Source organism: Lachnoanaerobaculum saburreum DSM 3986, assembly GCF_000185385.1.
GTDB lineage: Bacteria > Bacillota > Clostridia > Lachnospirales > Lachnospiraceae > Lachnoanaerobaculum > Lachnoanaerobaculum saburreum.
The window spans coordinates 801,236-821,077 of sequence record NZ_GL622296.1; the positions used below are offsets into that span (position 1 = coordinate 801,236).

General features: G+C 36.9%; 21 protein-coding genes and 1 pseudogene. 21 read left to right on the top strand and 1 reads right to left on the bottom strand.

Features of this window, described 5'->3' with window-relative positions:
• From HMPREF0381_RS03840 to HMPREF0381_RS03870, 7 genes are all read left to right on the top strand, one after another.
• Positions 1–803, top strand: an 803-nt coding sequence (locus tag HMPREF0381_RS03840; protein WP_008750566.1) for an Rpn family recombination-promoting nuclease/putative transposase, incomplete at its 5' end; no start/stop codon positions are given.
• A gap of 234 nt (positions 804–1,037) precedes the next feature.
• Entirely contained in the window at positions 1,038–1,826 is a 789-nt protein-coding gene (rpsB, locus tag HMPREF0381_RS03845) for a 30S ribosomal protein S2 (RefSeq protein ID WP_008750567.1), read from the top strand.
• Positions 1,827–1,910: 84 nt separating this feature from the next.
• Positions 1,911–2,861 (top strand): translation elongation factor Ts, encoded by a 951-nt coding sequence (gene tsf, locus HMPREF0381_RS03850; RefSeq protein ID WP_008750568.1) that lies wholly within the window; start codon positions 1,911–1,913, stop codon positions 2,859–2,861.
• Between the two features lie 70 nt (positions 2,862–2,931).
• On the top strand, positions 2,932–3,156 hold the full coding sequence (locus HMPREF0381_RS03855) for a hypothetical protein (protein ID WP_008750569.1): 225 nt from the start codon (positions 2,932–2,934) through the stop codon (positions 3,154–3,156).
• 1 nt (position 3,157) lies between these two features.
• Complete coding sequence (locus HMPREF0381_RS03860; RefSeq protein ID WP_008750570.1) at positions 3,158–3,883, top strand: phosphatase; 726 nt, start codon at positions 3,158–3,160, stop codon at positions 3,881–3,883.
• A gap of 42 nt (positions 3,884–3,925) precedes the next feature.
• Positions 3,926–5,314: an MATE family efflux transporter gene (locus HMPREF0381_RS03865; RefSeq protein WP_008750571.1), complete on the top strand. Its 1,389-nt coding sequence runs from the start codon at positions 3,926–3,928 to the stop codon at positions 5,312–5,314.
• A complete protein-coding gene (locus HMPREF0381_RS03870) occupies positions 5,307–6,170 on the top strand; it encodes a DMT family transporter (protein ID WP_008750572.1) in 864 nt (287 codons plus the stop codon). Before HMPREF0381_RS03865 ends, HMPREF0381_RS03870 begins: the two co-directional genes overlap by 8 nt.
• A gap of 108 nt (positions 6,171–6,278) precedes the next feature.
• Here HMPREF0381_RS03870 and HMPREF0381_RS03875 read toward each other — a convergent pair whose 3' ends face one another.
• Positions 6,279–7,514 (bottom strand): HEAT repeat domain-containing protein, encoded by a 1,236-nt coding sequence (locus HMPREF0381_RS03875; RefSeq protein ID WP_008750573.1) that lies wholly within the window; start codon positions 7,512–7,514, stop codon positions 6,279–6,281.
• A 311-nt stretch (positions 7,515–7,825) separates the two neighbouring features.
• Between HMPREF0381_RS03875 and uvrB the strand changes: the two genes are divergently transcribed.
• The 14 genes and pseudogenes from uvrB (at position 7,826) to HMPREF0381_RS03945 (ending at position 19,841) form a co-directional block, all read left to right on the top strand.
• On the top strand, positions 7,826–9,793 hold the full coding sequence (gene uvrB, locus HMPREF0381_RS03880) for an excinuclease ABC subunit UvrB (RefSeq protein ID WP_008750574.1): 1,968 nt from the start codon (positions 7,826–7,828) through the stop codon (positions 9,791–9,793).
• A gap of 69 nt (positions 9,794–9,862) precedes the next feature.
• Entirely contained in the window at positions 9,863–10,633 is a 771-nt protein-coding gene (locus HMPREF0381_RS03885) for a threonine/serine exporter family protein (RefSeq protein WP_008750575.1), read from the top strand.
• A gap of 7 nt (positions 10,634–10,640) precedes the next feature.
• Complete coding sequence (locus HMPREF0381_RS03890) at positions 10,641–11,066, top strand: threonine/serine exporter family protein (protein ID WP_008750576.1); 426 nt, start codon at positions 10,641–10,643, stop codon at positions 11,064–11,066.
• Between the two features lie 367 nt (positions 11,067–11,433).
• Complete coding sequence (xylB, locus tag HMPREF0381_RS03895; protein ID WP_008750577.1) at positions 11,434–12,900, top strand: xylulokinase; 1,467 nt, start codon at positions 11,434–11,436, stop codon at positions 12,898–12,900.
• 10 nt (positions 12,901–12,910) lie between these two features.
• Positions 12,911–13,366 (top strand): thioredoxin-dependent thiol peroxidase, encoded by a 456-nt coding sequence (gene bcp, locus HMPREF0381_RS03900; protein ID WP_040461120.1) that lies wholly within the window; start codon positions 12,911–12,913, stop codon positions 13,364–13,366.
• Positions 13,363–14,106, top strand: a complete 744-nt coding sequence (gene yaaA / locus HMPREF0381_RS03905; RefSeq protein ID WP_008750579.1) for a peroxide stress protein YaaA — start codon at positions 13,363–13,365, stop codon at positions 14,104–14,106. Before bcp ends, yaaA begins: the two co-directional genes overlap by 4 nt.
• A 10-nt stretch (positions 14,107–14,116) precedes the next feature.
• Entirely contained in the window at positions 14,117–14,665 is a 549-nt protein-coding gene (locus HMPREF0381_RS03910; RefSeq protein WP_040461121.1) for a prolyl-tRNA synthetase associated domain-containing protein, read from the top strand.
• Positions 14,655–14,861, top strand: a pseudogene (locus HMPREF0381_RS03915) (Y-family DNA polymerase); the annotation flags it as partial. The gene HMPREF0381_RS03910 and the pseudogene HMPREF0381_RS03915, both read left to right, overlap by 11 nt.
• A gap of 221 nt (positions 14,862–15,082) precedes the next feature.
• Positions 15,083–15,829: a hypothetical protein gene (locus tag HMPREF0381_RS03920; protein WP_008750582.1), complete on the top strand. Its 747-nt coding sequence runs from the start codon at positions 15,083–15,085 to the stop codon at positions 15,827–15,829.
• A gap of 316 nt (positions 15,830–16,145) precedes the next feature.
• Positions 16,146–16,436, top strand: coding sequence for a WXG100 family type VII secretion target (locus HMPREF0381_RS03925; RefSeq protein WP_008750583.1), 291 nt, complete (start codon positions 16,146–16,148; stop codon positions 16,434–16,436).
• A gap of 101 nt (positions 16,437–16,537) precedes the next feature.
• Positions 16,538–17,287 carry a hypothetical protein gene (locus HMPREF0381_RS03930; RefSeq protein ID WP_008750584.1) on the top strand — a complete coding sequence of 250 codons (750 nt, stop codon included), beginning with the start codon at positions 16,538–16,540 and terminating at the stop codon, positions 17,285–17,287.
• On the top strand, positions 17,274–19,190 hold the full coding sequence (locus HMPREF0381_RS03935) for an Mbeg1-like protein (protein ID WP_008750585.1): 1,917 nt from the start codon (positions 17,274–17,276) through the stop codon (positions 19,188–19,190). Before HMPREF0381_RS03930 ends, HMPREF0381_RS03935 begins: the two co-directional genes overlap by 14 nt.
• A 1-nt stretch (position 19,191) precedes the next feature.
• The gene (locus HMPREF0381_RS03940; RefSeq protein WP_242824387.1) at positions 19,192–19,524 is read left to right on the top strand and encodes a hypothetical protein; all 333 of its coding nucleotides are present in this window, start codon (positions 19,192–19,194) and stop codon (positions 19,522–19,524) included.
• 11 nt (positions 19,525–19,535) lie between these two features.
• Positions 19,536–19,841, top strand: a complete 306-nt coding sequence (locus HMPREF0381_RS03945; RefSeq protein WP_008750587.1) for a WXG100 family type VII secretion target — start codon at positions 19,536–19,538, stop codon at positions 19,839–19,841.
• The last annotated feature ends 1 nt before the right edge of the window (position 19,842 follow it).

Genomic DNA, 19,842 nt, shown 5'->3' on the forward strand with positions numbered 1-19,842 from the left:
TCGACAGTGCATTAAAGATAGATGGTGATATTTACTCACAGGATAGAGATGTTGCAAAGTATTGGAAGAACAGCCAAATCAATATAGCATTGTTTGGCCTTGAAAATCAGACTACACCGGAAAAGCTGATGCCGCTTAGGGTTATAGGGTATGACGGAGCGGAGTATAAAAAGCAGGTATTGAAAGAAAACAGATATAAAAAGAAATATCCTGTAATTACATTGGTGTTATATATGGGATATGACAGAAATTGGAAATACTCAAATTCATTATTGGATTTGCTTGAAGTAGATGATAATCTAAAACCGTATGTAAGTGACTATAAGATAAATGTATTTGAAATAGCATTTTTGGATAGGGAAAAGATAGATTTATTTAAGAGTGACTTTCATATGTTGGCGGACTATTTGTATCAGATGAGAAAAAATAAAAAGTATATAGGTGACGAAAGTAAAGTAAAGCATATAGATGAGATTTTGATGCTGATGTCTGCAATGACAGGTTTTAAAAATGTTGAAAAGATAATAAAGACGGTGCATGAAAGGAAGATAAACAATATGAAAGGATTTTTTGAAATAGCAAAAGAGCAGGGGATTGAAAAGGGACTTAAACAGGGTAGAACGGAAGGAAGAACAGAAGGAAGAACGGAAGGCAGAGCAGAGGGTATAGAAAGGGGAGCCGATATGGTAAGTGAGCTGAATACAATATTGGCCAAGGAAGGTAATTTAGAAACCATAATAAAGGCTAATACAGATAAAGTCTATAGACATGAGCTGTTAAAGAAATACAGATTATTAAGATAAAGGCTAAAAGAGTTCTTTATTATTGAAAGTTCAGGGATGGAATGACTAAAAATGAGTCATTCCATCCCTATCTTAAGTTCATCCGGACATAATTCAATAAAAATTTAAAGTTGCAATCGGGCGGATATTGTGATAAGATTTTATAGCTAAATAAGCACATCAGGTGAATGAGAAAGGTGGTGCCAAAGGTTCTTTTCTTAGGCCTGACGGAAGAAAAACCAAAGGAGAAAAATAATGAGTGTTATTTCAATGAAGCAGTTACTTGAGGCAGGTGTTCACTTCGGACATCAGACAAGAAGATGGAACCCTAAGATGGCTCCATATATCTACACAGAGAGAAACGGTATACATATTATCGATCTTCAGCAGAGTGTAGGTATGGTTGATACGGCATACAATGCTATGTCGGATATAGCCAAGGATGGCGGAAAGATCCTTTTTGTAGGTACAAAGAAGCAGGCGCAGGATGCTATCAAGGAAGAAGCAGAGCGTTGTGGAATGTACTATGTCAATGAGAGATGGCTTGGCGGAATGCTTACAAACTTTAAGACAATCCAGTCAAGAATCAAGAGACTTCATCAGCTGGAAGAGATGAGTGAAGACGGTACATTTGATTTACTTCCGAAGAAGGAAGTTATCAAGTTAAAGAAAGAATGGGAGAAGCTTGAGAAGAACCTTGGAGGTATCAAGGATATGAAAGAAATCCCGGATGCAATCTTTATTATAGATCCTAAGAAGGAGAGAATCTGTGTTCAGGAGGCTCATACTCTGGGTATTCCGCTTATCGGTATCTGTGATACAAACTGTGATCCGGATGAGCTTGATTATCTTATACCGGGAAATGATGATGCAATTCGTGCTGTAAAGCTTATTGTAGCTAAAATGGCAGATGCGGTTATCGAGGCAAATCAGGGTGAGATTCTTTCAACTCCGGACAGTGAGTCGGATAGTGAGGTTGATGATTCTCTTGAGGGCAATGAGTTTGCTCCGGAGAAGGAAGCATTAGATGACAGACAGTTCTAATATAAACATTAACTTATAGGCAGGTTGCAAAGCTGGTTTTCCACTTTGCAACTTGTCATATTATAAATTTTAGGAGGTTTTACAATGGCAGCAGTAACAGCGGCAATGGTAAAAGAGTTAAGAGAGATGACAGGTGCAGGAATGATGGATTGTAAGAAGGCCCTTGCTGCAACTGATGGAGATATGGATGCGGCAGTTGACTTTCTTCGTGAAAAAGGACTTGCAGGAGCACAGAAGAAAGCAGGTCGTATAGCGGCTGAAGGTATAGTAGATGTTTGTGTCAGTGATGATGCAAAGAAGGCTGTTGTACTTGAGGTGAATGCCGAGACAGATTTTGTTGCAAAGAATGAGAAGTTCAGAACTTATGTCGGTGAGGTTGCGGCACAGGCATTAAAGACAAGTGCAGGTACTACAGAAGAGTTCTTGAATGAGAAGTGGGAGCTTGACCCAAGCCTCACAGTAGCTGAGAAGCTTTCAAGCATGATTTCCATCATTGGTGAGAACATGTCAATCAGAAGATTTGCAAAGGTGGAAGAGGCTGACGGTTGTGTAGTTTCTTACATACATGCAGGCGGAAAGATTGGCGTTTTGGTGGATGTTGTAAGTGATGTTGTCAATGATGAGATCAAAGAGATGGCAAAGAATGTTGCAATGCAGGTTGCGGCGCTTCATCCGAAGTATACTTCAGACAAGGAAGTTGATGCGGATTATCTTGCAAAAGAGAGAGAGATTTTATTAGCTCAGATTAAGAATGATCCTAAGGAAGCTTCAAAGCCTGAGAAAGTTATTATGGGAATGATTGAAGGAAGAATCAAGAAAGAGCTTAAAGAGATTTGTCTTCTTGATCAGCCATATGTCAAGGCGGCAGACGGCAAGCAGTCGGTAGCCGCTTATGTAGCAGAGGTTGCCAAGGCAAACAATGCTAAGGTTTCTATAAAAGGTTTTGTCAGATTTGAGACAGGTGAAGGTCTTGAAAAGAAGAGTGAGAACTTTGCAGAGGAAGTTGCAAAGCAGATGTCAGGAAAGATGATTTAATAAAATACAATTAATTTCGCTAAAGCCAAGGATTTTACAGTCTTGGCTTTAGTTTTATAAAGGAGAGAATATGGATATAACAAAAATAGTAACAGATATAATCAATAAGGCAAAGGCAGACCCGGCACTTTTGGCAAATCTTACAAGTGATCCTGAAAAGACAATTGAAAACCTTACAGGAATTGATATTCCTGACGGTCAGTTTGATGCGGTTGTAAATGGTGTAAAGGCACAAATTGCAAAGGTTGGAATTGCAGGTGCAGTGGATAAGCTTGGAGACCTTTTCAAGAAATAATATGAAATATTTATTTGATTTGCATACACATACCATAGCCAGCGGTCACGCTTATTCCACCTTGAAAGAGAACATGGAAGAGGCGGCGGCCAAGGGTCTTTTAGCATATGGATTTTCAGACCACAGTGAGGCGGTACCGGGTTCATGTAAGAATATATACTTTATGAACTTTAAGGTTATTCCCAGAAAATACAAGGGTGTGCTTATACTTAGAGGTGTAGAGGCTAATATCATGGACTTTAAAGGTAATCTTGATGTTGATGAGAATGTACTCAAAAGACTTGATTATGTTATAGCCAGCCTGCATACTATTTGTATAGAACCGGGCAGTTTGGATGAAAATATGAATGCATACTTCGGTGCGATGTCAAATCCATATGTTAAAATAATCGGTCATCCTGATGACGGCAGATATCCGATAGACCATGATGCATTGGCAAAGGAAGCCGCCAAAAGAGGTGTTGTACTTGAGCTTAACAATTCATCATTAAATCCAATGTCTGCCAGAGTGGGAGGCAGAGAGAATGCGGCAAAGATGCTTTTGGCCGCAAAAAAATATGGGACATATGTTGTATGTAATACAGACAGTCACTATGCAGATTATGTAGGTGACTTTGGGAATTGTGATGACTTATTAAATGAATCAGCTTTTCCGAAAGAACTTATTTTGAATAACAGCATGGAAAAACTGAAGCTTATTTTAAATAAAGATATCGAAGATTTATAAAATATATTTTTTATATAAAAGATATTTTTATTTGAGGGAATTATGGAAAAAGGAAAAGAAAGTATCACAGACATGACCTGTGGCAACCCGCTAAAGCTTATAGTGGCATTTGCTATACCGATGCTTATAGGAACACTCTTCCAGCAGTTTTACAGCATGGTGGATACAGTGATGGTAGGTAAGTATTTGGGCGTTAATTCATTGGCAGCTGTGGGTTCCACAGGTGCCATATTCTTTATGGTAAACGGTTTTGTTATAGGAAATACGGCAGGTTTTGCCATACCTGTAGCACAAAAATTCGGTGCAAAAGACTACAAAGAGATGAGAAAATTCACCATGAATGCAATGTATATGGGAATATTTTTTTCGATAGTACTTACAGCTGTAGTATGTTTGCTTACAAAGGCTATACTTGTTGTGACTAATACGCCGGCACAGATTATGGACGAGGCATATATTTATATAGTAATTATATTTGCAGGCATACCTGTAATGTATCTGTACAATTTGACGGCAAGTATAATAAGAGCCCTTGGAGATTCAAAGACACCGCTTTATTTTCTTATAGTGGCTGCACTCCTTAATATAGTTCTGGACATTGTATCTATAAAGATTATGGGGCTGGGAGTTGCGGGACCTGCCTATGCTACAGTTATATCACAACTTGTATCGGGGATATTATGCGTTATATATATGGTAAAAAAGTTTCATATATTAAAGCTTGAGCCGGGAGAGGGTGCAATCTCAATAAAGCACATAAAGGTAGTGCTTTCTATGGGCATACCTATGGGACTACAGTACTCAATTACTGCTATCGGATCTGTAATACTTCAGACGGCGGTGAACGGACTTGGTGCTGTCACAGTGGCGGCCGTTACGGCAGGAAGTAAGATAAGCAGCTTCTGTGTGGCGGTTACAGATGCGCTCGGTATGACTATGGCTACATACAGCGGTCAAAATGTTGGAGCGGGTAAGCTTGACAGAGTAAAGGAAGGCGTAAGAGTAGCTACAATAATAGGAATAATATACTCTGTTATAGTATTTATTTTAATGATATTTATAGGCGGTGAATTGCCGAAATTGTTTATAGATGTAAGCAACAGTGATGTAATAAAGCGGGCGAGAATATTTCTTTTATGGAACTCGGGATTTTATTTTGCACTTATCTTTGTTAATGTCTGGAGAAATTCTATTCAAGGTATGGGATTTCCGATGTTTGCAATACTCTCGGGAGTATGTGAGATGTTTGCCAGAGGTATTGTAGGATTTATAGGAGTGCCGCTGCTTGGATATGTTGCAGCTTGTGCCGCATCACCGCTTGCATGGATTGTGGCGGATATGTTTCTTATCCCCGGATTTATGTACTGCATCAGGAGATTAGAGAGGGTATTTGCAGATAGAGAGCCGAAAGAAGGTTTTCAATATGAATAATTACAATAAAAGAATAGGTATATTGTATATACTTGGAGCCGCATTTGGATTTGCCCTGATGGGGCTCTTTGTACGACTGGCAGGGGAACTGCCTACATTTGAAAAGGTTTTTTCAAGAAATTCTGTGGCAACCGTTGTAGCATTTATTATGCTTATTAGAAGCGGTTACAATTGGGAAAATATAGGAAGGAAAAATTGGGTTTTATTATTGCTCAGATCATCCTGTGGATTTATCGGTGTTATCTGCAACTTTTATGCAATTGACCATATGAATATAGCAGATGCTTCCATATTGAATAAGCTAAGTCCGTTTTTTGCAATACTGTTAAGTTTTATAATTTTACAGGAAAAACCTGTTATTATGGATATTCTTACTACTGTAGTGGCCTTTATCGGTGCGATATTTGTAGTAAAGCCAAGTGCAAATTTTGCATTCGTAGTAGCTATGATAGGAGTTATGGGCGGACTTATGGCAGGCATTGCTTATGCTTTAGTGAGAAAGATGACAGGTGGCGGTGTGAAGGGAATGTTTATTGTATTTTTCTTCTCGGCTTTTTCAAGTATATGCTGTATACCTCTTATGGCCATGAATTTTATTATGCCAAGCCCTGTACAGTTTATAATGCTTCTGGGTTCAGGGTTTTCTGCAATGGTGGGACAGATTTGTATCACAAAAGCCTATACATATGCTCCGGCAAAGGAAATCTCGGTATATGATTATACACAGGTTATATATTCAGCACTTTTGGGATTTATATTTGTGGGTCAGATGCCGGATGTACTCAGTTTTATAGGCTATATAATTATTATATCTATGGCGGTACTGAAATGGGTATACAATAACAAAGTGAATTAGAAATTTATACTACACTATGATACTGCTGTTTATACAAATGAGACTGTCAAAATATAAAGTTAAATAAATGCGACTTGAGTTTCATTTACCCTTGTCGCATTTTACAATTTATTTTGCAAGCTCTTTAGCAAAAACATCTTTTATAAACGTGGCATCTTTATCTGTCAAATCATCAATTACAGATTTTATAGATTCTAAGGCTTCTTTTTTTCCATGAGCATGTATTACTTCAATGGCGGAAGCACGTGCCAAACTGTTTGCATTAGGATCCTTAATAATTTCAATCATTGCAGCTGTTATTTTATCCTTATTGTAGTACGGATTTTGTGCTTTCCACTTTTCAAATCCTGCATCAGATATTCCACTCAAATAATTAAGCACTGTAAACTCGGGTATATTTTCATTTCTTGATGTCTTTTCAATATATTCAACAGTTGCATTATAAGCAGTTTCATTATGACCGTCCATATTGGGAGGATCAAGCCACATATCTATAAGGGCTTTACCGCAGATACCATGAAGTTCATATTTACTGTCATCAAGAAGGATTGATTTTAAATACTCGGTGATTTTTTGATTATCTCTAAATACTCCGCTTTTTTCACATGCAGTTCTCATAACTTCTTTATTCTCATCCTGCATAAGTTCAAAAACCAGATCCTGTGCTCCTTCTATGTCCTTATTGGAACCTATGCATAACCAATATGCGGCTCTTTCCCTTACTCCGGGATTCTCATTTTTTGCCATATCAAGAAGGAACTTTGCGATTTCAGGATCCTCTCCGGCTTTATATGCTACTACACTTATAGCTCTTCTAAGTACATACGGTTCTTTTTCTGTCTTTAGGATTTCTTTCACCAAATCTATGTTTTCCTCTTTTGTTCCGTTGAACTCATCCATCAGTTCACATGCAATACCTCTAAGTTGAGGATATTCACTTTTTATTAAGGTTTTCAGCACATTTTGACTTGGAGTATACTTAATGTTCTTATCATCTAACAATGAAAATGCCTGCTGTGTAACGCTCCCGTCTTCAAGATTTAAATCTTCGGTAATTGGTACATATCTGTAAGTTGATACCAAATCTAAAAATTCTTCATCTGTAAGCTCTTTCTTACCGATTAAGTTTTTTGTCAGATCTTCTACAGTCAAATTCTTATAGTCAAGCTCTTTTGTTTTTTTTTGAGATTTTGCTTCTTTACTTTCCTCAGCTACAGAAGAAACAGAGGATTCATCAGTACTCATCTTTGTTTCTTCTGCCGAACTTTTGCAGGCTGTAATACCTATAGAGGCTGTAATTGTAAGTGCGACTATAATGTGCATCAAGTATTTATTTTTTTTCATAACAGTTTTTTCCTTTCTTACATAAGAAAAATATATGGTAACCCTAAAATGTAGCCGACATATCTGATTGTATTTCGTATTCAAATAATCAGTTGTTCTTAAAATATACTATAACAATAAAGTATAGGCAATAAGTTCACATGAAATTTCTTAAAACTTTTATTTAAACAGAGTACCGTTCTGTTTTAATACTATAAATCAGGAACGATATTTGTAAAAATTGAGAAGTGTTTGATGTACTATACTTTTATTTTTTCACATGCTATAATCTTCCCATATTGGCAATTTGCCATCGGATAGGGGTTAAAATAATGGAATTTAAACTACATTCAGAGTTTTTGCCTACAGGAGATCAGCCTCAGGCAATAGAGGCGTTGGTAAACGGATTCAAAGAGGGGAATCAGTTTCAGACATTGTTGGGTGCTACAGGTTCAGGTAAGACATTTACAATGGCAAATGTCATTCAGAAGTTACAAAAGCCTACACTGATAATAGCACATAATAAGACCTTGGCTGCACAGCTGTATGGTGAGTTTAAGGAATTCTTCCCGGAGAATGCGGTAGAATACTTTGTGTCTTACTATGACTACTATCAACCTGAGGCATATGTACCTTCCACAGATACATATATTGAGAAAGACTCGGCAATAAATGATGAGATAGATAAACTGAGGCATTCTGCGACAGCCTCACTTTCAGAGAGAAAAGATGTTATTATAGTGGCTTCTGTATCATGTATCTACGGCCTTGGCAGCCCTATAGACTATCAGGAGATGGTAGTATCGTTAAGACCCGGAATGGAGAGGGACAGGGATGATGTCATCAGAAAGCTTATTGATATGCAGTATGACAGAAATGATATGGACTTTCATCGTGGTACCTTTCGTGTAAGAGGAGATGTACTTGAGGTATTTCCGGCTGCATCCACATCTACAGCACTTAGATTTGAGTTCTTTGGAGATGAAGTGGACAAAATACTTGAGATAGATACACTTACAGGAAATATTATAGCGGAACTTGCACATGCTGTAATATTTCCGGCATCACATTATGTAGTGGCACCTGAAAAGATGAAGACAGCTACAGAAAATATACTGAAAGAATGTGAGGAGAGAGTAAGTTTCTTTAAGTCCGAGGATAAGCTGATAGAGGCACAGAGGATTGATGAGAGAACTCATTTTGATGTGGAAATGATGAGAGAAACAGGATTTTGTTCCGGAATAGAGAACTATTCAAGGCATTTGACAGGTTCAGCACCGGGAGAGCCGCCGTACACACTTATAGATTATTTCAAAGATGATTTCCTTATAATTGTAGACGAGTCACATATCACCATCCCGCAGGTCAGAGGAATGTATGCAGGAGACAGGTCAAGAAAGATGACTTTGGTTAATTACGGCTTTAGATTGCCGTCCGCACTTGATAACAGACCGCTGGAATTTAGTGAGTTTGAGTCAAAGATAGATCAGATGCTTTTTGTATCTGCAACACCAAGTGTGTATGAAAAAGAACATGAGATGTTTAGAACAGAGCAGATTATCAGGCCTACCGGACTTTTGGATCCGCCCATAAGTGTAAGGCCTGTAGAAGGGCAGATAGATGATCTGATAGGTGAGGTAAATAAGGAGATTGAGAAAAAAAATAAGATTCTTATTACTACACTTACAAAGAGGATGGCGGAAGACCTTACAGAATATATGAAGGAAGTGGGCATCAGAGTGAGATATTTGCACTCCGATATTGATACATTGGAGAGAGCCGAGATTATCAGAGATATGAGACTTGACAAGTTTGACGTTTTGGTGGGTATCAACCTTTTGAGAGAGGGACTTGATATACCTGAGATTACTTTGGTTGCAATACTTGATGCAGATAAGGAGGGCTTTCTTAGAAGTGAAACCTCACTGATACAGACTATCGGTAGAGCGGCCAGAAATGCAGACGGTCACGTTATAATGTATGCCGACAATATGACCGACTCTATGAAGGCGGCTATTGATGAGACTTACAGAAGAAGGGGGATACAGGAAGCTTATAATAAGGAGCATGGCATTACTCCGACCACAATAAAGAAGGCGGTCAGAGATCTTATAGCTATATCAAAGGCGGCAGACAGCGTTTCAACTATTGATAAGGATGTTGAGTCAATGGACAAGGCGGAAATAAACAAGCTTATAAAAGAACTTGAGAAGAAGATGTTTAAGGCTGCGGCAGAACTTGATTTTGAAAATGCGGCACTATTGCGTGATAAAGTAAGTGAGCTTCGTGCAAGCCTGTAAATAAAGATAAGGTCTTAGACGATTTATACAGGGTTTTGCTATAAACATCAAATATAATGGAGAAGAAAAGTGGCAAAAAAAAATATATCAAAGAGCCTTGAGAGAGTGGTTGCAGAAACTGCAATGCTTGCCGGTGAGACCATGCTTATAGCCGGAGCGGAGATAAGTAGGGTGGAAGATACTATGAACAGAATACTTAACTATTCAAAATGTGAATCACATACAGCATTTGTTCTGGCTACAGGTATTACCCTTACTCTTGACAGTGACGAAGGACTTATCACTATGTCAAAGAGAGTGCCGGACAGAACTACAAATATAAACAGGATATACCTTATCAACAATGTATCAAGAGCCCTTAGTGTAGGAAAAATAGATATATATGAGGCATATGCCGAAATAAGAAAAATAAGGGAGATAAGGCAGTTTGGAGGAGTTTTATATGGTCTTTCCTTTGTGGGAGTGGCGCTTTTTTTTACAATGATGCTTGGCGGAGACTTTATGGACTGTATGGCGGCAGGTGTGGCAGGGCTTGCAATGGCAATTACACAGTGGATACTTATGCCTTTCGGGTTCAATTCATTCTTTTTAAATATGATTTCCACACTTTCTATGGCAGTGACGGCGGTAAGTTTCCAAAGATTTGTTTTGCCGAATATAAATATTGACCTGGTGATTATAGGTGGAATCATGCCGATAGTTCCCGGGGTGGTATTTACCACAGCTATGAGAGATACATTGAACGGAGATTATACGGCAGGTGTCAGCAGAATGCTTGAGACCGGAGTAACAGCATTTGCAGTGGCGGTAGGTGTGGCACTGGCATATGTGATTTTGTGAGGCGGTTATGTTATTTAAAATAATAGGTGCATTTATTGCGGTGGTGGCCTTTTGTATCATGATAGAGCTGCCGAAAAAATACATGGTGCAGGCGGGGCTTACAGGCATGATAGGTTGGGGAGTATATCTGCTTGTGGATATAATCGGACATAGAGTAGAGATAGATGCACTTATCTCCGCACTTTGTATAGCGACTATGTCACATATACTTGCCAGAGTTTTGAAAGCACCTGTAAGCAACTTTTTGATACCCGGTATACTTCCTATAGTTCCCGGAGGTTCAATATACAGATGTGCGTATGCATTTATAAACGAGTCTTCATATCTAAGTACATATATGAATGAGACATTGAAGATTGCAGGATCTATAGCACTTGCGATATTCTTTGTAGACTCGGTATTCAAATTGCATCTGCCGAAAAGAAAAAACTAACAGCTCCGAGGTTTTCTCTGAGCTTTTTTAATGCAAAAGCTTCAAATGCATAAAAATGTATAAATATAAACATACATAGATACCGTATAAATATGTCTGCAAGTAAAAGACACGAGACTCAAAATGGTGTTTTCTCCGGACGGACACAACAAAAAAGAGTTATTTAATAAAGTGTTTTCCTGCCAAAGACAGCAGAGGAATAAAAGTAAAATCTTAATATGACAGCAATTTTATCATAAAAAACAGCAAAAATAGAATTGACTTTTTGTGATCGGAATCTTAATGTAATAGGTAGACGGCATAGTTTAATCGGGATTTATTTTATAATCCTTTTGATAATAAATAATATTTTTTATGGAGATTGAGTATGTATTATATCGGTGTTGATTTGGGAACTTCAGCTCTAAAACTTATAATGATGAACAGTAAGGGTGAACTTGTAAAATCGGTATCTAAGGAGTATCCGCTTTACTTTCCACGTTCAGGGTGGAGTGAGCAAAATCCTACAGACTGGTTTTTGGCGGTAAAGGAAGGATTAAAGGAAATTTGTGAAGGTGCAGATGATAAAATAGCAGGCATCAGCTTCGGTGGGCAGATGCATGGACTGGTTATCCTTGACAAAGATGACAATGTACTTCGTCCTGCAATACTTTGGAATGACGGCAGAAGCACTGAGGAAACTGATTATTTGAACAATGTTATAGGCAAAGAAAAGCTTTCTAAGCTTACAGCAAATATTGCATTTGCAGGATTTAGCGCACCTAAGATACTTTGGGTAAAAAATAATGAACCTGAAATTTTTGAGAAGATATCAAAAATAATGCTTCCGAAGGATTATATAAGCTATATGCTTAGTGGAAGCTTTGCGACCGATTATTCGGATGCTTCAGGTATGTTGCTTTTGGATGTAAAGAACAAAAAATGGTCACAAGAAATGATAAAAATCTGTGGCATTTCAGAGGATATGCTTCCGAAACTTTATGAAAGCTATGAGTCGGTAGGAACTATAAAGCCTGAGCTTGCAAATGAACTTGGGCTGAATAAAGATATAAAGATAATAATAGGAGCCGGAGACAATGCGGCGGCAGCTATAGGTACCGCTACAGTGGGTGAGGGTACCTGCAATATTTCTCTTGGTACTTCCGGAACTATATTTATAGCAAGTAAGAAGTTTGGAGTGGACAGCTTTAATGCGCTACATTCATTTGCTCATGCAGACGGCAACTACCATTTGATGGGCTGTATGCTAAGTGCGGCATCATGTAATAAGTGGTGGATGGAAGAAATATTAAAGACAAGGGATTTTATAAAAGAGCAGGAGAATATAGTTAATCTCGGTGAGAATAAGGTCTTCTTTTTGCCATATCTGATGGGAGAACGCTCACCGCACAATGATCCTGATGCCAGAGGTACATTTATCGGAATGAGCATGGATACAAAGAGAGAAGATATGACACTTGCTGTACTTGAAGGTGTTATCTTCGCTCTTAGAGATTCTTTGGAGGTGGCAAGGAGCCTCGGTATTAAAATAGATAGAACTATGATCTGTGGAGGAGGTGCAAAGAGTCCCCTTTGGAAAAGGCTTGTGGCAAATATTATGAATGTGGAAGTGGATGTACCTATAAGTGAGGAAGGACCGGGATTCGGTGCCGCAATACTTGCGGCAGTAGGCTGTGGGGAATATGCGAGTGTAGAGACAGCTGCGAAATCTATAATAAAAATTAAAGAAAAAATAAAACCTGAAGCCGATCTTGTGGTAAAATATGAGGCGAGGTATCAAAAATTTAAAAGAATATATCCTGCACTGAAGGGTGTATTCAAAGAGATTGGATAAGGATGGATTTATGTTAAAAATAGGTACAAAGGCACCGGAATTTTCGTTGCCGGATGAGAACGGAACTGTTAGAAATCTTTCAGATTATGAAGGTAAGAAGCTTATATTATATTTTTATCCTAAGGACAACACTCCGGGATGCAGTGCGCAGGCTTGCGGTTTTGGAGAGCTGTATCCGCAGTTTAGGGAAAAGGGAGTAGAAGTGGTAGGAGTCAGTAAGGACAGTGTGGCATCACATAAGAAATTCAAAGACAAGTATTCATTGCCTTTTACACTGCTTTCCAATCCTGAGCTTGATGTGATACAGGCTTATGATGTATGGCATGAGAAAAAGCTCTATGGAAAAACATCTATGGGAGTTGTAAGAACCACATATCTGATAGACGAAAAGGGATTTATTATAGAGGCTATGGAAAAAGTGAAGGCAGCTAAGAATCCCGGTGATATGCTGGAGAGCTTAGGATGAAAATAGCAGTATCACCTGCCAAGACTATGGTTGAAAACAGTGACAGCTACATCGGTGGCAGTGTACCTGCATATATTGAATACAGCAGGATACTTTTAGATGAGATAAGAAAAAAATCCTATGATGAATTAAAAGAGATTTGGAAATGTAATGAAAAGATTGCAAATGAAAATTTTGCAAGATTTAAAGATATGGATTTGCAGGGGAGTCTTACCCCTGCAATATTTTCATATCAAGGTATACAGTATCAATATATGGCTGTAAATGTAATGGAGTCTTCCTCAATTGAATATATAAGAAAGAATCTATATATACTTTCAGGATTCTTTGGGATACTGAGGGCTTTTGATGCGGTAAGTCCTTACAGACTTGAGATGCAGGCAAAGATGAAGATAGGAAAATACAAAAATCTATATGAATTTTGGGGTGATAAGATTTACAAAGAACTGTTTGCAGATAATGAAGTGGTGATAAACTTGGCTTCAAAGGAGTATTCAAAGGCTGTAGAGAAGTATCTTTCAAAAGATGATAAATTTATTACCTGTATATTTGCCGAGAAAAGAAACGGCAAAACAGTACAAAAGGCGACTCCTGCAAAGATGGCAAGAGGAGAAATGGTGAATTTTATTGCCGGTGAAAATATTCAAAATGAAGAAGAAATAAAAGCATTTGACAGACTTGGATTTGTATTTGACAATGAATTGTCAGATGAAAATAAGTATGTATTCGTATTGGGGTAGCGGTGAAAGTATGTATATTTCAAAACCTTACAGGGGAAGACCCGTAGATATAGAAAAAAGACAGGAAAAAGAAAAAAGATGCTATGACTTTTTGGATAATATCGGTGTGGAATATGAAGTGGTAGACCATGATGAAGCCTCGAATATGGAAAAATGTAGGGAAATAGAGGGAGCGTTGGGAGTAAAGATTTGTAAGAATATAGTACTTTGCAACAGACAGGAAACCGTATTTTTCCTCTTTATGATGCCGGGAGATAAGAAATATGTAACAAGGGATATTTCAAAAAAACTTGAAGTGTCAAGACTTTCATTTGCAAAAGAAAACTATCTGAAGGAATTTCTGGATGTGACACCGGGGTCTGTAAGTGTGCTGGGGCTTTTAAATGATAAGGATAACAGAGTGGATCTTGTAATAGACAGTGATGTAATAAAGGCGGATTTTATCAGATGTCATCCCTGTGTAAATACATCCACTTTGAAGATAGCTACTACAGACTTTTTGAATAAGGTAATACCGGCATTGAATAAGGAAGCTAAGATAATAGATAATGAACAGTAGAAAGATATTTGTTACAATTGACTTAAAATCCTTCTATGCCTCTGTGGAATGCAGGGAAAGGGACCTTGCTCCTATGGATGTGAATCCGGTAATTGCAGATGAGAGCAGGACGGCAAAGACGATATGCCTTGCAGTAAGTCCGGAACTGAAAAGCTTTGGAGTGGCGGGCAGACCGAGGCTTTTTGAAGTTAAAAAAGTTCGGAAATAATGCTGTATTTAAGGGGGCAAATTTAAAGGAAGAAGGTACTGCACTTGGCAGAAACAGGCAGATTGGTGGAAATAAAGAGTAATAAAGTTTAGGCAAATGGCGGCTCGGGTTTCCGACCGTCATTTTTATTGCAGATAACAAGCATATTGATAAACAAGAAAAGTACTGATAGAATGAAGCCATATTAAAGATATATGTGAGGGCGTGTTATGCAAAAGAGAAGACTAAGTCAAAACGAACAAGGAATAATAGGTATTCTTTTAGTAATAGCTTTTATAGTGGGTCTGGTATTTCTTAGAGATATACTGGTAAAAAGAGGAGTAAGAGTAGTCATGTTAACAGAGTTAGATTATATGAATGCAGCGGAGTATTACATGCAAAAAAAATATGGAGAGAAGTTTGAAGGGGAGTATGTATTGGAAGACAGTATATATGTACATCCAAAGTCAAATCCTCAGTGGCATGTGGTTGTAGAATTTTATAGTGAAAATGGGTGGACTTACTTTGGTGATAATTATGTAGGATACTTAAAGAAAGCGGAACTTGAGAAGTATATATATGAGTTGGTAAAACCTATATATGGGGAGTGTAAGGTTTACACACAACCATATGGTTTTGCACTGGATGACAGCTTTAACAAAGATACAGATATAATGACATATGTAAGTAATAGTGACTATACTACATGTATATTCACAGATAAAAATGTTGAAAATAGAGAAAAGGATTTTAAAGATGTATGTGATATATTTGTAGATAAAGATTTGCAGACTAACAGATTACTGGTTACACATATTACAAAAGAAGACTTAGATAAGTTTGAAGAAAGATTGATAGACTATACATTCAATAGTTTAAAGTTTTATTGTAGAATTTCAAGCTTTTATGATAAGGCATACAAAACAGGTTTTGATGATATGCGTATATTGGAAGGAGACAAGGATTATGGCAAGTGATAGACCTACAGATAAAGACCTACAAGAAAAAGCATTGTATGATATTATGCAATCCCTATCATTTATGATATATAGCTTATAATATATAGCAATTTAATACAATTTTGTAATATAAAGCTTGGTACAATAAAATAGATTAAAGCATACAAAATATTACAAAATACCGAAGAAAATATTTATCCTTCTAATCATAAAAGATTAATATTCAATAAAATGATTAAAAATATAAAAGTATACTGTATACATTGTTGGAATAGTATGAAATAAGTATTATAATAAAATTGTTCTGAAAACAAAACACAAGGAGGTCACTTCTATGTCAGGACAGATTAGGATTACACCGGAGCAGATGCATGCAAGAGCAGGTGAGTTTAGAAATGCGGAGTCAGAGTACTCAAGAGTAATAAGTACGATGAGGAATCTGATAAATACATTGCAGGGCGAATGGGAAGGTGCGGCAAGTGAGAGCTTTGTAGCACAGTTTGAGTCATTACAGCCTTCATTCAACCAAATGGATCAGTTGATACTGGACATAGCAAAGCAGTGTGATGATGTGGCAGATGCAACTCAGGCACTTGATGAAGAGATTGCAAGTAAGTTTAAGTAGAAGTTAGTTTTGTAGCCCATGTATTTATGTTATTGATAAGTTATTATTTAGTTTATTAAGATATATGAATATATGGGTATTTTTGAATTTAAAGGTATAAAATGCAAAATAGAAAACTGAGTAAAAATGGACGAGGAATAATAGGTATTCTCTTAGTAGTAGCTTTTATAGTGAGCATGGTATTTCTTAGAGATATACTGGTAAAAAGAGGAGTAAGAGTAGTCATGTTAACAGAATTAGATTATATGAATGCAGCGGAGTATTACATGCAAAAAAAATATGGAGAGAAGTTTGAAGGGGAGTATGTATATGAAGGTAGCGTGTATGTACACCCGAAGTCAAAACCGGAGTGGCATGTAGTAGTGGACTTTGAGAGTGAGGGAGGAATGACATCTTTTCATGATAATTATGTTGGCTACCTTAAGAAAGCAGAGCTTGAGAAGTATATATATGAGTTGGTAAAACCTATATATGGAGAGTGTAAAGTGTATATACATCCATATGGTTTTGCACTGGATGATAGTTGGAATGAAGGTACAGACATGAGGACATATGAAAGTATTGGAATGTATAATGCATATATATTCACATCTAAACAGGCAGAAAGTATAGAGGAGGATTTTAAAAGAACGTGTGAAAACTTTATAAATAAAGATTTACATGTAGGTGATCTATTAGTTACATATATAAAAAAAGAAGAGTTTGATAAATTTGAAGAAGGATTAATAGACTACACATTTAATAGACTTAAGTTTTACTATAGAATCTCAAGTGTATACAGTAAGGTGGATAAGATAGGATTTGATGAGGTAGATATTTTAGAGGGAGATAAGAATTATGGCAAGCAATAGACCTACAGATGATGAGTTACAAGAGAAGGCACTGTATGATATTATTCAATATCTACCATTGGATAAATTAGATATAAGTGATTTCAAAAATATAAATGATATAGTTAGATTAGCTAAAAACAAGGAAAAGTTACTAGGTGAAATTGAAGGTAAGCTAGATAAAGAGGGCAAGTCAGATAAAAAAGCCATAGAAGAAAATCTCCCGGCAATAGAGGCAATCCTAAAGGATAGACCCGAACTTGGCAAAGCTAAAATATCAAATATGAGCTGGAAGGATAATGACGGTGACAAAAAACAAGATCATAATCCAAAAGGTATGCAGGCTTGTACATTTGAAAGAGATGACCAGGTTTATATATCATTTAGAGGAACGCCTGCCAGATCATGGATTGATAATGCAAAAGCATTTGTTGAGGATCTTGAGAAAAGTGAAGTTTTTTTTAATATATTTACGTTTACAACAAGTGTAGTAAACCCTGAATCGGTAGTGGTAAGTGATAGGGTAAAGGAGATTATTGGTAGAGACAAAGTTATGCCATGGGACGCTCTAAGGTTAGGGTTGGAAGGGAAAATATCATCTTTACTTACAAAAGATGAGAATATATCAAAAGAGAAAATAAATGGAATATTTGATTCTGAATTAAAAAAATATACATTTCCAATGCAGGAAGAAGCACTGGATTATATGGAAACATTAAAAAAAAGTGGAGTTTTTGAAAAATACGATAATGTGTATGTAACAGGACATTCAAAAGGTGGTAATGAGGCTACGCTGGTAACAATGATATATTCGGATGTAATAGACAGATGTATAAGTGGAGACGGTCAAGGGTTTTCGCCTGAGTTTGTTGAATACATGAAAAAGACCCTTGGACCTGAAGAATTTGCTAAGATTCAGGATAAAATGTATGGATTTCATGCCAACAATGATTATGTAAATGTTTTGGGAGTATCTGTAATAAAATTAGAAAATAGAATATATTTTATTCCTGAGATAAAACTGGAAAGTATTGTAGACTTATTATGGAATCATCTGCCTACTGCAATGATAGATGTCAAAACCGGAAAGATAGCACAGGTATCGGAGCAGGGCGCATTTGGAAAGTTCATAGCGAAAGTAAGTGAAAAACTTATGAAGATAAATCAGGCAGATAGAGAAGATGCAGCTATTACCGGAATGTGTCTTCTACAATATTTGTATGTACATGAACCTATTACCTCAGTGAATCCGGATGAAAGTAAAAGAAATTTGGAGGTAGCATCAGATATGATTGATGTAGCTGCAAGTTTCTCAAATGGAATAAGAATACTTGGTAAATTAATAGTAGAAACTTTATTTCAAGAAGAAGGAAAAGAGTTTGTACATTATATAGTTGACACATTCGGTGAAAAAAATAAGTTTATAAAAACCTTAGGGACAGTATATGATGCATTGTACTTTGTAGAAGAAAAGAAAAATAATATCAAAAAGACTATAATGTATTTTGTGGAGTATATAGCAAATGACTGGGATGAGTTTAACAGAACCTTGGATAAGTATAATGAGCAAGATATCGTAAAAGACAAAGATTTAGAGAACTTAAAGAAATGTGAAGCATACGGTACCTCCGACCTTGGAACGGTAGCAATAAACTATGCCAAGACAAAAGAATTGGTGAATATACTTGATGAAATGAATGACTTGGTGGAGGGAAGGATACTGCCGGAGATGGAAGATATAGCAGACAATCTAAGAAGATTGAGTTTTTGGAGAGTAGAGGTTAGAGATTGGACAGATATAAAGGACTCCATAGAAAAGAGTAATAATACAAGAAAAAGATTCAAAGAAAGAGTAATAAACTATTATAACTCATGTGAGATTATGGAGGCTAAGTTTGTAGCAGGTATGTATGGAGGAAAGTGATATGGCATGCAGATGTGATGATATAGCCGCTGCGGAGCATGATAGGGAAGTATTGCGTGATATGCTTGATAGAATATGTGATACTGAGAATCGTTACAATGAAATTAGAAACAGGTATGGAGATATAATAAATACCATGGGTATGGCAATCTTTTTATTGGAAGATGAGTACAACAGTGCTAAACAAAGAATCGAGAATACGGTTGCTGTGCAAGAGGATGATATCAGAAAATATAAGGGTCATGTAAATAACAGTTTATCAAATCTTGAAAATAAGATATCGAGAATGGAAAGGGAAGATGAATGGTTCCATGCACATGATGATGATGACTAAGGAGGTTAAAATTGAGTAAGACACAGATAGTATGGAGATATTCTAATATTGAGCTTTTATTTAATGTGATAGAGAATGCGAACAGTGATATAGAAGAGTTGATGTCTGAGATAAGAGAACAAAATAGACTGCTGTGTGAGAGTATGTCAGGTTCCAGTAAAGAATCTTTTGAAAGCAGTTATCTAAAACTTCATAGTCATATGATAAAGCTTAGAATTGAACTGGAAAGTCTGGTTGCAAAAGGAAGAGATGCCGTAAGACTGACAAAGGAACAGGATGAAAAAATAGCAGGAAAGATAGGTAAAAGAAAGGGTTAGT